16 protein-coding genes are annotated in these 15,170 nt (G+C 35.7%); 1 reads left to right on the top strand and 15 read right to left on the bottom strand.

Annotated features, from left to right (window positions below; translation table 11 throughout):
• Nucleotides 1-45 precede the first annotated feature (45 nt).
• From CXF67_RS18285 to CXF67_RS12980, 4 genes are all read right to left on the bottom strand, one after another.
• Nucleotides 46-222: a hypothetical protein gene (locus tag CXF67_RS18285; protein ID WP_180957962.1), complete on the bottom strand. Its 177-nt coding sequence runs from the start codon at nt 220-222 to the stop codon at nt 46-48.
• A gap of 86 nt (nt 223-308) precedes the next feature.
• Nucleotides 309-2,795, bottom strand: a complete 2,487-nt coding sequence (locus tag CXF67_RS12970; RefSeq protein ID WP_102089130.1) for a zinc-dependent metalloprotease — start codon at nt 2,793-2,795, stop codon at nt 309-311.
• Between the two features lie 141 nt (nt 2,796-2,936).
• Nucleotides 2,937-3,350 (bottom strand): DUF6691 family protein, encoded by a 414-nt coding sequence (locus CXF67_RS12975; protein ID WP_102089131.1) that lies wholly within the window; start codon nt 3,348-3,350, stop codon nt 2,937-2,939.
• A 4-nt stretch (nt 3,351-3,354) separates the two neighbouring features.
• Nucleotides 3,355-3,909 carry a YeeE/YedE family protein gene (locus CXF67_RS12980; protein ID WP_102089132.1) on the bottom strand — a complete coding sequence of 185 codons (555 nt, stop codon included), beginning with the start codon at nt 3,907-3,909 and terminating at the stop codon, nt 3,355-3,357.
• 174 nt (nt 3,910-4,083) lie between these two features.
• On the opposite strand from CXF67_RS12980, the gene CXF67_RS12985 reads away from it, so the two are divergent.
• Entirely contained in the window at nt 4,084-4,719 is a 636-nt protein-coding gene (locus CXF67_RS12985; protein ID WP_102089133.1) for a porin family protein, read from the top strand.
• Between the two features lie 463 nt (nt 4,720-5,182).
• Here the strand turns inward: CXF67_RS12985 and bioA are convergent, their stop codons facing one another.
• From bioA to CXF67_RS13040, 11 genes are all read right to left on the bottom strand, one after another.
• Nucleotides 5,183-6,520, bottom strand: a complete 1,338-nt coding sequence (gene bioA / locus CXF67_RS12990; RefSeq protein ID WP_102089134.1) for an adenosylmethionine--8-amino-7-oxononanoate transaminase — start codon at nt 6,518-6,520, stop codon at nt 5,183-5,185.
• A gap of 66 nt (nt 6,521-6,586) precedes the next feature.
• Entirely contained in the window at nt 6,587-7,210 is a 624-nt protein-coding gene (gene bioD, locus CXF67_RS12995; protein WP_102089135.1) for a dethiobiotin synthase, read from the bottom strand.
• A complete protein-coding gene (locus CXF67_RS13000) occupies nt 7,203-8,291 on the bottom strand; it encodes a carboxypeptidase-like regulatory domain-containing protein (RefSeq protein ID WP_102089136.1) in 1,089 nt (362 codons plus the stop codon). The genes bioD and CXF67_RS13000 overlap by 8 nt, the downstream gene beginning before the upstream one ends.
• Nucleotides 8,292-8,295: 4 nt before the next feature.
• On the bottom strand, nt 8,296-9,450 hold the full coding sequence (locus CXF67_RS13005) for an aminotransferase class I/II-fold pyridoxal phosphate-dependent enzyme (RefSeq protein WP_102089168.1): 1,155 nt from the start codon (nt 9,448-9,450) through the stop codon (nt 8,296-8,298).
• The gene (mnhG, locus tag CXF67_RS13010; RefSeq protein ID WP_102089137.1) at nt 9,422-9,823 is read right to left on the bottom strand and encodes a monovalent cation/H(+) antiporter subunit G; all 402 of its coding nucleotides are present in this window, start codon (nt 9,821-9,823) and stop codon (nt 9,422-9,424) included. The genes CXF67_RS13005 and mnhG overlap by 29 nt, the downstream gene beginning before the upstream one ends.
• Nucleotides 9,816-10,091 (bottom strand): cation:proton antiporter, encoded by a 276-nt coding sequence (locus tag CXF67_RS13015; protein ID WP_015023665.1) that lies wholly within the window; start codon nt 10,089-10,091, stop codon nt 9,816-9,818. Before CXF67_RS13015 ends, mnhG begins: the two co-directional genes overlap by 8 nt.
• Entirely contained in the window at nt 10,088-10,570 is a 483-nt protein-coding gene (locus tag CXF67_RS13020) for a Na+/H+ antiporter subunit E (protein WP_102089138.1), read from the bottom strand. Before CXF67_RS13020 ends, CXF67_RS13015 begins: the two co-directional genes overlap by 4 nt.
• A 6-nt stretch (nt 10,571-10,576) precedes the next feature.
• Nucleotides 10,577-12,085, bottom strand: a complete 1,509-nt coding sequence (locus CXF67_RS13025; RefSeq protein ID WP_102089139.1) for a proton-conducting transporter transmembrane domain-containing protein — start codon at nt 12,083-12,085, stop codon at nt 10,577-10,579.
• Nucleotides 12,082-12,435 (bottom strand): Na+/H+ antiporter subunit C, encoded by a 354-nt coding sequence (locus tag CXF67_RS13030; RefSeq protein WP_015023668.1) that lies wholly within the window; start codon nt 12,433-12,435, stop codon nt 12,082-12,084. Before CXF67_RS13030 ends, CXF67_RS13025 begins: the two co-directional genes overlap by 4 nt.
• A complete protein-coding gene (locus tag CXF67_RS13035) occupies nt 12,436-12,849 on the bottom strand; it encodes a Na+/H+ antiporter subunit B (protein WP_015023669.1) in 414 nt (137 codons plus the stop codon).
• A 1-nt stretch (nt 12,850) separates the two neighbouring features.
• The gene (locus tag CXF67_RS13040) at nt 12,851-15,157 is read right to left on the bottom strand and encodes a putative monovalent cation/H+ antiporter subunit A (protein WP_102089140.1); all 2,307 of its coding nucleotides are present in this window, start codon (nt 15,155-15,157) and stop codon (nt 12,851-12,853) included.
• Nucleotides 15,158-15,170: the final 13 nt, after the last annotated feature.

Consider the following 15,170-nt stretch of genomic DNA (forward strand, 5'->3'; position numbering starts at 1 on the left):
AAGTCTTTTCCTCTAAAACCATCTCCCTCTGGAGCTTCCAAAACTTTACCTTAAAAAGCTTTTCCTTTTATTTGAGAGCCTATTCCAAAACTCTTGTTTGACAATTTTTACTGAATTTTCTTCCATCACAATTTCGGTTTTAGTCTTTCTGGTTTTGGGCTTAGAAGAATCTTGACAAGCGAACATAGTCGTTACCAAAAAGGCAAAAAATAAGTATTTCATGATAATTTATTTTAAAAAAAATAAAGATGCGACACAAAAAAAGCCACTTTATAAAAGTGGCTTTTAAAATCTTAATCACTACCTAATTAGGCATCTGGATTGATAATTTTTTCAATTCGCTCTACTGCATCTTGCAGATGGTATCTTGTCATTGTATCTCTAGTTCTATTGATTGCTCTTCTCATATCTACTTGTAAAGTAGTTAACTCTGCTCTTACAAGAGGTCTAATGTCACTAGTCTCTACATCGATATTACTTCGGTTGATGTAACTTCTGAATTGAGTAGGAATACTAGATTGCTCCTCTGTCATAAGCTCATGCATCCTTCCAATATAAGCTCTCTGAAGGTTTCTACGAATTCTACTGATGTCTTCACCACGTCTCAATTCGCTGAAAAGACCAGTTCTTAAATTTTCCATCATTTCTACAATGGTATACGCATCATCGTTTAACTCTTCGTTTTCCATCATTCTTGCGAAACGACCAAAGTCTAGAACATTATTTAAAGCTCTTTCCTGATAGCTTTTTATTTTTTCAAGATAGCCATCAAATTGTATTTTGTTGAAAATGTCTGTATCGATCAACCATTCTGGAGTTTCAAACAATTCTGCTTGAAGAAATTCCATAGCTCTTACTTGCTTATCTCTTGGCGCGTGTGTATAAACATCGCCCTCTTGATCGTAAGTTTTATAGATTTCGTAAACACCCCCAATATTAGCAGCAACATGGCCCATATAACGGTTATACTGTCTATAAACTTGGTTGTATAGATCTTCTAAGTCTTCGTAGTTTTTACCATCTTCTGCAGTCCATTCTATTAAGTTTGGAACAATTCTTTTAAGATTTTCAATACCATAAGTGCTAGCTTCCATAGAATCATCACCAAGATCTTCAGTTTGTGAGCTTGGATCGATCACACCTCCAGATTGTTGTTTTCCAAATCTATAGATAGGATCTCCCGCTTTTTCTAAGATCCATCGATTAAGAACTTCTTTTTCCTCTTCTGGTGATTTGTCCAAAATAGGTCTATATCCCCAAGCAATTGAATACTTATCGTAAGGTCCAACGTTTGGCATTAAAGATACATCTCCATCACCAGGTTGAGCGATATAATTAAATCTTGCATAATCCATAATGGAAGGAGCTGTACCAAATTCTTTAGTGAATTCTGGACTTCTTAAGTCCTCAACACCGTAAGCAACACTACTTCCCATGTTATGAGGAAGTCCAAGAGTGTGGCCAACTTCATGAGACGATACAAAACGAATTAAACGTCCCATTACCTCATCTTTAAATTCAACACCTCTGGCCTCTGGATTGATTGCTGCAGTTTGCACAAAGAACCAATTGCGAAGCAAGGTCATCACATTGTGGTACCAATTGATATCCGATTCCAAGATTTCTCCAGACCTTGGATCACTCACGTGAGGTCCGTTCGCATTTGGTATTGGAGAAGCTAGATATCTCACTACAGAATACCTAACATCCTCAGGACTCCAATCTGGATCTTCTTCTTTTGTAGGAGGATCCATAGCAATAATAGCATTTTTGAAGCCAGCAGCTTCAAAGGCCACTTGCCAATCTTCTATCCCTTGTTTAATATATTTTCTCCATTTTTCTGGAGTAGCCCTGTCTATGTAATAAATGATCTGTTCTTTGGGTTCGACTAACTCGCCATTTTTGAACCTCTCAAGATCTTCATCTTTCACCTCAAGACGATAACGGTCTAAATACTCTACCGTTTCAGACTTTTGATTATCTAAACCATAATCTGTTTGATTACTTGTAAACCAGCCTACACGTTGATCGAAATAACGTCGTCTCATAGGTTCTTTTGGCAATAAGACCATTGAGTTACTAAATTTCAATGAAACTGAACCCGTACTAGAATTGGAAGGTGGTTTGCCTGCATTGTAAGTTTTGACGTGTCTAATCTCTATGTTTTCGGGATAACTTCTTATCGTATCGATATAAGAACGACTGTCATCTAGTCTAGAAATTTTATAAGGTTTTCTTCGTCTACTTTGCAAACCAATAGCTTCGACATCTTTCTTAAATAAATCCGTAACATCTATAACCGTTGTATTAAAGATAGAATCCTTTTTGTAAGCTTTTACATCAAAAGAATATAAAATGGGTTCAAAATTGGAATTCACTACCGCTTCATAAATAGGTAAAGAGTCCGCCGCTGCAATATCGTAGGAAACAACTCTAAGATTAACTTTATCTCCTTTACGTTGCCAGCGCAATACTTGTTCGTTTTGCTTCCCTCCTCCAAAGCCCATGCCTTGAGCAGTTTGAGCAATACGAGTTACCATTAACATCTCTCTATTGAAAAGTGAATCTGGGATTTCGAAAAAGTAATCTTCGTCTACCTTATGAACAGTAAATAATCCTTCATCTGATTTCGCCTTTTTCGTAATGATTTTTCCGTAAGGTTTAATACCATTTTTGGGCTTTTCCTTGGATTGAGAGGCAGACTTATCATCTTTTTTACCCTGAAGGATAGAACACGATGACATCGAAACTAGCATTCCTGCTACACACGTGTAGTACAGTAATTTTTTGAACATAGTTGATTTAATATTGAGTCAGTAAAACTGAGCTATTCAGCTTTATCAAGTAAGACTACTTAAATTAGAAAAAGTTTAAACCTTCTCCAAAAAAAGCTTCGTTAAGAAACAAAGCTTTTCAGTATTAAAGGATTTTTAATACTAGTGTGGAAGTTTGTTTCTGAGGAGTCCATAGATAAATGTACCTCCAAGCGCACCAAAAATCACTATTAGAATGGAACCATAACCCGCTCCGGCGAGAACATACATAGGGCCAGGACAAGCACCTGCAAGCGCCCAACCCAATCCGAATAAGATTCCACCAAATAAATAACGTGGTATACTCATAGCTTTAGGGTTTAATTGCATGTCTTGCCCTCCTAAAGCTTTGATGTTTCGACGTTTAATAATCTGAATGCCAATTACTCCTATGGCTAGAGCAGAACCAATAATACCATACATATGGAAGGACCCAAATTCAAACATTTCATAAATTCTAAACCAAGACGCTGCTTCAGATTTGTATATGACAATACCAAAAAAGACACCTATAATTAAATAAACCAAGGTTTTCATATGCTTAAAAAATTAAGGGGTAAATAAAATTAATCATGATCAATCCACCTATAAAAAATCCAATTACTGCAATTAATGAAGGAAGTTGCAAATTGCTTAAACCAGAAATAGCATGCCCAGAAGTACATCCCCCAGCATACCGAGATCCAAAACCGACTAAAAATCCGCCTAGTAGTAAAACGGCAAGAATTTTAGGGTCGCTCAAACTTTCAGCGCCAAAAATCTCAGTGGGCAAATACGATTTTCCAGCACTGTTAATTCCATAAGATTCCAGTTTAATAACAACCTCAGGATTGATATTGACTGTATTATCAGACAAGTAATTAGCTGATAAAAACCCTCCAATAATAGCCCCTAAAACCACAATGAGATTCCAGCGTTCTTTTTTCCAATCAAAATCAAAAAAATCTGATGCTTTACCAGCTCCTCCGATAGAACAGGCTGTTCTTAAATTGGAAGACATCCCAAATTGCTTACCTACAAATAGCAAAGCAAACATAACTAAAGCAATAAGGGGCCCAGAAACATACCAAGGCCAAGGATTCATAATCCATTCCATAATAAATTATTTTATGCAAATTAAAGCTATAAATAGACGTTCTATTGTAACAAAAGTTGCTCATTTTTCAAATCGCCTTCTTAAAACTTAGAATAAAACCCTGCAAGGTTAAAATTGAATTAATGAGGATTTACAAACCCTTATAAAAGTCTAATTTTATATAAAATTATTATCATGAAATTTTCATTATCAGCTGTTGTCACCTTGTTATTAGTCACTATAACTTCACATGCTCAACAAGAGTATTTTGAATACGGATTTAAAGGAGGTCTCAATTTATCGAATATCTCTGGGGATGAAGTTTCAAACTACGAAACCAGAACGTCTATGAATATAGGAGGGTATGGTTTATATAAAATCTTGCCTAAGCTCGGCATACAAGCTGAGTTGCTCTATTCTGAACAAGGGTTTTCGGAAAGATTTGATTCTGAAGAAGTAGATATTGATGAGATTAAGAGTCTCACCAGAATGCAATATATTAATTTACCAGTTTTAGTAAGTTATAACCTTATTGAACAGCTTTGGATAGAAGGTGGTGTGCAGGTTGGTTATTTGGTAAATGCTGAAGAAGAAGAAGAAACAAGATTTATAGATGGCTCAGGCCAGTTAATAAGTGGAACTGAAACGATAGACCAAACTAGCAGATACGAGAGTTTGGAACTGGGTTTATTAGGGGGGTTGCGCTATAAGCTCAGTCAAAATTTTATGATACAAGCCCGCTATGAAAAAAGCGTAAACGACATCGACAAAGAACTAGCAGGTGACCAATTCAATGAAGTTTGGAGCTTTTCTGTAGGTTTTTTGTTTTAGTTAATCTATGGTAAGGTAAAATTAAGTAAAAACACTTAGAGCAGGATAGTCACCTGTTATACACATAGATATCCTCCTCACACAAACTTCACTATAATCAATAGGTTTTAACCAAACAGCACCTGTAACATAAACACTGTGAACATCGCTAAGATGATCTGAACTTCATACACTATTAGTTTTTGGTAAAATACTATCACCACTTTTCATGCAAAAAGCTATCAAATTAATTAACCTGAGTTTACTTTTTTGAATGACAATGAGTCGTTTACCCTAAAACCTCTTCCTTTATTTTCATTATAAACTAAGTTATTACTACCCTCTGCTATAGGTCAAAGCAATTTAGATACTAATGCTGCTCAATTTGAAAGTACAGCGTCTCCTTTTTGCTATGATTCTAGTTTAAGGTCTCCAGGGGTCTATCTTGCGACAATCATAGGCTAAAACAACCAAAAATAAATCCTTAAACTGATAAAGCTTTAAGAGCTCTTTCTTCTATAATACTGAGGTAATCTTCAATCACAGCGTATATCTTGGCCAACTGCGCTTCTGTAATTATATAAGGAGGTAAAATATAAATGGTTTTTCCCAGAGGTCTTAAAAAAATTCCTTTGCTCATAAAAAATTGAAACATTTCATCGCGAGCATTGCCATAGCGCTCCATTTCCAAATTTAGATCTAAAGCTAGGATTACCCCAATCTGTCTTACCTCTCCAACCATAGGATGCTTACGCATTTTATCAGCAAACAATTGATTAAGACTCATGATGGTTTTAATAGAGTCTTGGATCTCCTGAGATTGAAGTAGTTCAATGCCTGCAATAGCAGCAGCACAGGCTAAAGGATTTCCCGTGTAGGTATGACCATGAAACAAACCCTTGGCGACGTCATCGGCATAAAAGGCTTTGTATACTTTTTTGGTACAGCTTGTAATTCCCATACCCACCATACCAGCGGATAGGGCTTTACTTAAACACATAACATCGGGTTTTTGTGATAAGTAGTCTGAAGCAAAATGCTTACCTGTTTTTCCAAAACCTGTCATGACCTCATCGGCAACGCAAATCACATCCTGAGCTTTACACAATTTCAAAATCTCCTCTAATCCTTTAAGGTCGTATGTCTTCATGGCAGCAGCTCCTTGAACCAAAGGCTCGTAGATAAAGCCTGCAATGGTATTTTCTTTTAAAACTGACTTCAATTGCTTAATGACCTCAGCATTATTTTGACCATCTGGTTTAGGGAGTCTAATCACTTTTATAAAATGATCTTCAAAAGCGCCATTATAGACAGATAAACTGGAGACCGACATGGCTCCAAATGTATCTCCATGAAATCCATCTTCCAAAGCTAACATGACTTTACGGTCGTTTCCTTGATTATGATGGTACTGTAGAGCCATTTTTATACCAATCTCTGTTGCCGTAGAGCCATTATCATTAAAAAAGAGTTTGCTTTGATTTTTAGGTAAAATCTCCATCAATTTCTCAGACAATTCTACTGCGGGTTCATGGGTAAAACCGCTAAAAACCACCTGATCTAAAGTATCCATTTGAGCCTTTACCTTTTTCACAATTTCAGGGTGGCAATGGCCATACATACTCGTGTACCAAGAAGCGATAGCGTCTATATAGGTTTTACCAGATTCATCTTTTAGGATCGCTCCCTTAGCCGATTTTATCGCTAGAAGCTCTGGATTTAATTTATGCTGAGTAAGAGGGTGCCAAATATACTTTTGGTCCCTTTTAGAAATAGAGGGCTTGGTAAAAGGTAATGTAAGAGACTTCCCAAAAAGTTTCATATTCTTGTATGTATTGCAAAGTTAAGGAGGCTAAGTATTCACTCTTCTGAATCTAATTCAGAAGGCTTAAAAATTTTCTAAATTCAGCTGTAAACGTCCCGCATGCTTTAAAATAATTTCTTTTGAAATTTGGCTTTCTTCCGGGATACGTCCCATGCATAGGAGTTGAGTTTTTTCTAAAATAATACGCTCAGTAGTTGGATGTTCGTTTCCATTAAAAAGGATACCTATATTAGAAAACCCACGGTTTTTTAAAATTTCCACTGAGAGTAATGTATGATTAATACTTCCTAAGTAATGTCTGGAAACCAAAATAATTTTATCTGTTTTTTCAATTAAATCGATGATACAATCTTTGTCATTTAAGGGAACCATTAAGCCTCCAGCACCTTCAATCACCAAATGGTTTTGAGTTTTTGGCCTACTTATAGATTTTATATCTATGGTGACCTCATCAATCTCTGCAGCGGCATGAGGGCTCATTGGTGTTTTCAAAGCATAGACATTATTGAAAAATTTCGATTTAGAGTTCGAGATTAAAGCCTTGACTTTATCAGTATCAGAATACTCCAATTCTCCTGCTTGTATGGGTTTAAAATAATCTGCCTGAAGAGCTTCAGTCACAACTGCTGAAATTATTGTTTTACCGACATCAGTGCCGATCCCAGTAATAAAATAGGTGTTAGTCATGTGGTTGATAATTTGTAGGGAGCATGTTTCCGAGTCTACCCTTACTCATGTCTCCAGAAAATAAAATAGTGCTGATTTGCGTGTGATTTCCATAATCATCTACATAAAAAACTTTGGTCTTAAAAGTGATATCAGAACGCTCATTTTTATGAAGTAAAGATACTTGTTTTTGGAATTTGTTTTTGAGTAAAGCACTGTCAATATTCAGGTTTTCAAAATTATTTCCTAGAATAATAATTTCATAACTATCTTCGTAAGTTTCCACTTTTGGAACTCGGGATGCTCGTACCTTTCGTTTTACTTTTTTAATTTCAAAAACACTTGAAGCTGGCACTTGAAAACTCTTATGAAAGAGTTGAAATTTGTTTTCTTCCAACTGACCTGAGCATAAGCTTTTAAAAAAATGCATGGAAGAACCTTTATATGCTTTTAAGCGTTTCTTTTTTATTCTTCGATCTTCTTCTGCTATATTTTCAAAAAAAGAAGTTCCTCCAAAATAATTGGTTTTTTGATCATTCTTATCCAGAGATACTCTATAAAAATCTGAAATGAAATCTACGAGATCAAATTCTACTTTGTAACCCAATTCTTTATTTATCACTTCAATGGGTTGCCTAGCTGAAGCATAAAGGCTTTTCACCTCTATATCGTAATAAAAACGAATATCATCTTCATTTAAAATAGAGGCTCTTCTTCCAGCTTTGGTTCTTCCTAGAAAATCGCGTTTGAAAGCTCTTAGCATTTGCTCTTGAGTAAAAGGGGATGCGTCCAAAACGATTTCATCTAATTGATTTTCTTTAGGAGTTAAGCTTATCTCATAATTCGATTTTGGATCTGGGTTGGGTAGGTAAAATGTTTTAAAGCCTAAAAATCTTATGACTAGTGTAAGGTTGGATTGTTCTTTATACTCGATAGCGAAAGTTCCATCTCCTCTACTTAGAGTACCAACTGTACTTCCATCAAAATAAATAGTAGCCCCAGATAGACTATTGTCTTTATCATCTACAATTTTCCCTTTGATTTCTTGCGCATGTAGTAAATAACAAAGTAAAAACGCACTACTTGCAAAAAAGAATTTCATAAGTCTAATTTAAAAGTTTTGATAATTTACTTAGACTTTTTGAAATTTCAGCTTCTGTATTATAACTGTGTAGGCAAAAGCGCAAACGCTCTTTCCCTTCAGGGACTGTTGGTGATAAGATGGCTCTTACATCAAAGCCTTCTGTCTGAAGTTGTTTTGAAATTGTCTTTACCTTTTGGTTTCCTCCAATCACACAGGATTGAATGGCCGAATTGCTTTCTATAAAATAGCTCGCTAGATTATGGGTCTTTAAAGTGTCTAAAAAATAAGAGATAATAGACCTTAAGCTTTCAAAATCTTGCGATTCCGTTCTCAGATAATCATGGGCTGCCCAGTTTCTAGCTATGGTATCTTGACCTGGAGCAGTGGTATAAATAAAGCTTTTAGCAAAATTGATCAAGTAATCTTGTAAATCCTGAGAGCCGACTATAAAAGCGCCATGGGATCCAAACGATTTACCAAAAGTAATAATTCGAGCAAAGATCTTATTCCCATAATCTCTATACCCTGTATTTGACAAGGTTCCTATAGCGTGAGCTTCATCCAAAATAAAGCAAGCTCCATAAGTTTCACAAACCTCTATGGCGGCCTCTACCTCTACTTCATCGCCATCCATTGAAAAAACATGTTCTGTAATAACATAAATGGTTTCAAATTGATTCTGAAATTTGGAAAGTTTAGCTTCCAAATCTTTTAGATTATTATGTTTAAACTTATAAGAACGAGCTGGACTCAACGAAATTCCATCTCTTATAGAGGCATGGCTCAATTCATCATATAAAATCAAATCATGAGATTGTGCAACAGATGAGATAAGGCCTAAATTAGCGTCATAACCTGAGTTAAAGACCAAGGCACTTTCAGCATCATATTGCTTGGCTAAGTAGATTTCAAAATCTTTAATTAAAGGATAGTTTCCAGAAAGCAGTCTTGAACCAGAAGCCCCATGAAGCTGTCTGGAGTATTCTTTAAGTTTATCTTGAGCAAATTCAGAAATACTTTGTTTTTTAGAAAAACCTAAGTAATCGTTTGAAGAAAAATCAACTAAGGTTGGATCTGAAATCTTAAGCGCTCGGAAAGACCCTTCGTCTTTACGTCTATCAATTTTCTTTTGTAAAGTCTTAGGAAATTTAAGTTTTAGGGATTGAATCTTTTTCATTTTCACTTTCATTTTCTTTATCTTCTCCTTTTAATTCGTGGGTAGATTTATTGTATTTACCTTTCAAATCATCAATAACAGAGTCACCCCATAGCTCATTTCCTATAAAATAAGAGGTTCTACCTATAAGGTGTGCTCCCACAGGAGCAGTGATTAAAATAAATATGATTACAGTAACCACACGTGTAAACACTGAAATTTCTAAAAAGAATAGAGCAGCAGAGACCAGTAATAATCCAACACCAAGAGTTGCCGCCTTGGTGTTGACAGAAATTCTAAGATATTGATCTGGCATTCTTAAAGTACCAACAGCTGCCAATAGAACAAAAAGCGCTCCAAGTCCAGAAGTGATGCAAATGAGGATATCAATCATTTTTATTTCGTTTTTCTAAGTAATATGCAAAGGCTACGGTTCCTAAAAAAGCAATTAGAGCCAGAACCAGAGAAATGTCAAGGAATGTTGGTTTATCGCTTATGACACTATAAATCGCTATAATACCAATTCCAATAGTAATTAATAAATCTAAAGCAACAACACGATCTACAATGCTAGGCCCTTTAAAAAACCTCACAAAAACCAAAAGTGAGGAAATGGAAAGGATTGGTAAAATGATATAATATAAAAAATCGTGTACGTTCATCGTAATATTTCTAATAAGCGTTTCTCAAATCCTGTCTTAATATCTGCTATAAATTCTTGTTTATCCTCTACATACATCGCATGAATATAAAGTACACTGCGGTCTGTAGAGACATCTAAAGCAAGTGTCCCTGGTGTAAGCGTTATCAAATTTGCTAAAAGAGTAATTTCTAAATCTGTTTTGGCGTCCAAAGGGACGGCAACAATGCCAGGCTTCATATTAAATTTTGGAGTACTGACTTCGTAGGCGACTTGAATATTTGCTTTGGTGAGTTCCCAGAGAAAAAAGAAAATAAATGAAATGATCCTAGGAATGATCTTAAAATATTTTTTGCTGTTTTTATCCTCCGCGCCGCTTAAAATCCAAAGGATAATAAAACTCAAAATAAATCCAAAGAGAAAATTATTGAACTCGTAACCACCAGTCAAAAATACCCAAATGAGAGTCAACAAAATGTTAGATAAAAATTTACTTTTCATTTTGACTTATCTTTTTAAAACAGCGTCTATATATAATTCGTTATTTATTAATTCTGAAGCTATTCTCTGAGACAACTGCTGAATGTGTTCCGCTCCAAATCCAATATATAAAGTTACAAAAGTTAGAAAAGCCACAGGGAATATAAAGGTGAATTTTTGTCCCAGCCTAAGTTGGTCAAAATAAATAAACTTTTTGGGAAGACTTAATTTTGGTTGATCTTTCCAAAAAACCTCCGACCAAAGCTTGGCAATAACTATAAGAGTGATTAAACTTCCAAAGATTAAGGCTCCAAAGAACCAATATTGTTCTGCATTTAAGCTTGCTAAAATCAATGAAATTTTAGGCCAATACCCCGATAGCGGGGGTATACCAATAAGAGAAAATAATGGAATTGCCATGAGTAAACTCAACTTGGGATAATTGGCGTACAAACCACCTAGTTTCTTCATGTTATTTGTAGCTTTAATTCTATAAATCAAACCGCTTATCAGGAATAAATTCGTTTTGATGATGATATCGTGAATGAGATAGAAGATAACGCCTGCCATAGCAACTTCCGTAAATAAGGCTAAACCTCCAATCATAAACCCAATATGACAAATGATAAAGTACATGAATACCTTCTTGATATTATTTTGAATAATAGCCCCAACACCACCACTAAAAATAGTCATGATAGCGAGGGTTAAGAGCAAGGTATTCAAAAAACCATCTCCCCCATAAATCAGTGTAAAAACACGTATTAAAGCATAAACTCCAACTTTGGTAAGCAGTCCTGCGAATATTGCAGAAACTGCTGATGGCGGGGTGTGGTAAGAGGCGGGAAGCCAAAAGTACAGAGGAAATATCGCCGATTTGATCCCAAAACCAACCAGAAACAAAACAGCACTTATTTCCACTAAGTTCCTATTTTGGACTTCAGCAATCTTCAATGAAATATCTGCCATATTCAAAGTCCCTACCAAACCATACAAAACTCCCAGAGCCGTCAAAAAAATCATAGACGCAAAGAAGTTAAGTGCAAAATATTTAACAGCACCTTCCAATTGATTTTTTTCTCCCCCTATGCTTATCAAGACAAAAGAACTGATAATAATGATTTCAAACCACACATATAAGTTAAATATATCTCCCGTTAAAAAGGCTCCGTTTAGCCCTAAGAGCAAAAAATGAAATACACTGAAATACCCAAATCTCAATCTAGCTCTTATAACAGATATCGTAGAAAATATAGATACTGCAAAACCTGCAATAGCGGTAAGTAAAACTAAAGTCGCCGCCAACATATCTCCCACGAATACAATTCCAAAAGGCGCTTCCCAATTTCCAGATTGTACCACTTGTGTACCGTTATTATACACAAAAACAAAAACACAAATGGCGACAACTAGAGCTATAAAATTGGCAACTACGCTAAAGATTTTTTGAAAATCCACTTTGTTCCAGAAAAACATCAATACGATGCTGAAAAACAGGTGAACCACTAACGGTAGTATAATGATATCGTTTGTCATGAATCTTCGTCTGTAGTATTAAGTTGGTCTAAGTCGTCTGTTTTAAGGACTTTAAAAGTTCGCTTCATAAGTATAATAGCAAAGGCTTGTAACCCAAAACTAATGACTATGGCTGTGAGTATTAAGGCTTGTGGAATTGGATCTGCATAAACTCCTTCTAAAACTTTTTCTGCAGAATCTATAATTGGAGGCTTCCCTTTGGTGATACGACCTAAAACAAATATCAACAAGTTCACTCCATTTCCAAGAAGGATGATACCCAGAATAAGTTTCACCATGCTTCGACGCATAATCATATAAATACCAGAGGCATACAAAACACCAGTAATAATTGCTAAGAGTATTTCCATTTAAGCAGATTCTGAAATTGTAAAAATGATCGTTAAGGACGCTCCTATCACGACTAGATATACTCCGAGGTCAAAAAATAACGCTGACCCAATTGCGCCGATGACTGGTATTGGATTTTCCGCCCAAAGTCCGGTCATAAAAGGCAAATCTGAAAAAACCATTGGAGCAATTCCACTTAAGAAAGCCACTAAAAGACCTAATGGCATCAAAAACCCTGGATGCAATTTTAATATGGTTCTCGTCTTATCCAATCCATGGGAAAAAGCATGCAAAACAAAAGCAATCGCGGCAACGAGACCACCAACAAATCCTCCCCCTGGTAAATAATGACCTCTAAGTAAAATAAACACAGAGAAGATTAATAATACCGGAAGCAAGTAACTAGATGCTGATTTTAAAATTAAGGTCCTCATATTATTTTTTGTCTTTTGTCTTTAGCTTCAATTTCAGTAATCCAAAAACTCCTAAAGCCGCTACTATAAGTACTGAAATTTCTATTATCGTATCTGTCCCTCTGAAATCTACCAAAATAACATTGACTATATTTTTACCATGTGCTAACTTATAAGCATTTTCAGCATAGAATTCTGTGACTTCGGTGTTTTTAGGTTCACTTAAAACTTTTAAGATAAGAATCGTAATTAAGACACCAAAGCTTACGGAGATTATACCGTGTTTTATCCTAAGTCGAATATCAGATAGATTCAAGTATTTAGGTAATTTGTAAAGTACCAAAACAAATAAAATAACAGTAAGGGTATCTACAGAAAATTGAGTCATCGCTAAGTCCGGTGCACTATAAAATAGAAATAGCAAACTGAAAGATAGACCTACGACTCCCAAGGAAGCTACAGCAGCCAGCCTAGATTTGGTAAAGACAGTATATAAAACACCTAAAAGTAACATTATCAAAATTGAGATCTCATAAATGGTCAATTCTGCAAGCGAAGAGGTGTCTATACTTAAAGAAAAGTCTGAAAAGATTAAATATCCCAACAGCAAAATAAGAAAGCTTACAACTATAAAAAGATAATGCCTTAAATAACCTGTCTGAAAAAAATTAGTCCAGAATTTAGAAAACACAGCGAAGCCCTCAGATAGGTTTAATAGCAGTGTTTTGGGTGCTATTGAATCAAGTTTTGCAATGGTAACCTCCAGTGAGTGCTTTGGTTTCAAAACAAAATATAAAACGGTCCCCAAAACAAGTGTAGTAGCACTAAGAGCAAGAATTGGATTAAAGCCATGCCATAGTTTAAGATGAAACTCCTCAAACTGAAGCGCTTGTGCCATTGCAATAGGCTTTGCTACAGCGGTTTCAATAAGACCAGGAAAAAGACCAAATACCAATCCAGCAAGAGTCATTATAAGAGGTGGAATCCACATCAACGGACTTGGTAATCGAATTTTTTCAAACTTTTTAGGTAGTTTACCCATAAAAGGCTTTACTCCCGCTATGAAACCAGCATAGAACAATAACACGTTTGTGGATAGAGCTATAATGGTGAGTAAGATCGCATTATCTTTAAAATGCAAAGTAGATTCATAAATTAAGTCTTTCCCTACAAAACCCAAAGTAGGAGGAACACCACCACTAATAAGTGCAGCGATAAAGCCAGCTATAGCTACGGGCAGCATGACTTTTCTAAGACCTGCAAGTTGAGTTACATCTCTGGTCCCTGTTTCATGATCTATAATGCCGGTAATCAAAAATAAAGAAGCTTTATAAAGAGCGTGAACCACAATAAAAACTGCGGCGGCGACAAGAGCTGCTTGGGTACCAATTCCAATCAAAAACACCAAAATTCCTAATGCTGCGATAGTTGAGTAGGCTAAAATCCCTTTAAGATCTGTTCTAAAAATAATATGGATGGCAGAGTAAATCATCGTAATCCCCCCCACTACAATCAATACGGTATGCCAAATTTCTGCACCATTTAAAACAGGGGTCATTCTGAATAATAAATAAACTCCTGCCTTTACCATCGTTGCAGAATGCAAATAGGTAGACACGGGTGTTGGAGCCTTCATCGCTTCAGGTAACCAGAAATGAAATGGAAACTGTGCAGATTTAGTGAAAGCAGCACTAAATATAAAGATTAGGATTAAAACATAATGCGAGCTATCGGCTATGGCTTCTCTTGAAGATAGCATTTCGGAAATACGATAGGTGCCAGCAACATCTCCAAGAAGAATAGCACCGCCTAAAAGCATTAATCCTCCAATACCAGTTACACCAAGAGCAATTAATGCAGATTTTCTAGAATCCTCTTTATCGTTGTTAAAACCGATTAAATAAAAGGAGGAGATGCTCGTTAGCTCCCAAAAAATAAACATAGACATCAGGTTGTCTGACAGAACTAAGCCAAGCATTGCTGCCATAAAAAGGCTCAGATAGCCGTAAAACCTGTCTAAATAGTTATGATTTTTTAGATAAGCAGAAGAATATACAAAAACCATGGTACCTACACCCGTAATCATTAAAGCAAATAGAAGTGACAACCCGTCTAAGGTAAAGCTAAGATTAACTCCAAAACTGGGGACCCATTCGTGATTTTCGTAAAAAACTTTACCATCAGCTATTTCACTGATGAATGTGGAGAAATAAATAAAAAGACTCAACGGGATTAACGAAGACAATACAGCCAGTCTGCCTCTTAGATAAGAGCCTGAGAATACTAAAAATAAAGAAAACAAGAATCCTAAAAGTACTGCTTCTAGCATGTGTAAAATTATT

This window comes from Psychroflexus sp. MES1-P1E (assembly GCF_002836055.1).
GTDB lineage: Bacteria > Bacteroidota > Bacteroidia > Flavobacteriales > Flavobacteriaceae > Psychroflexus.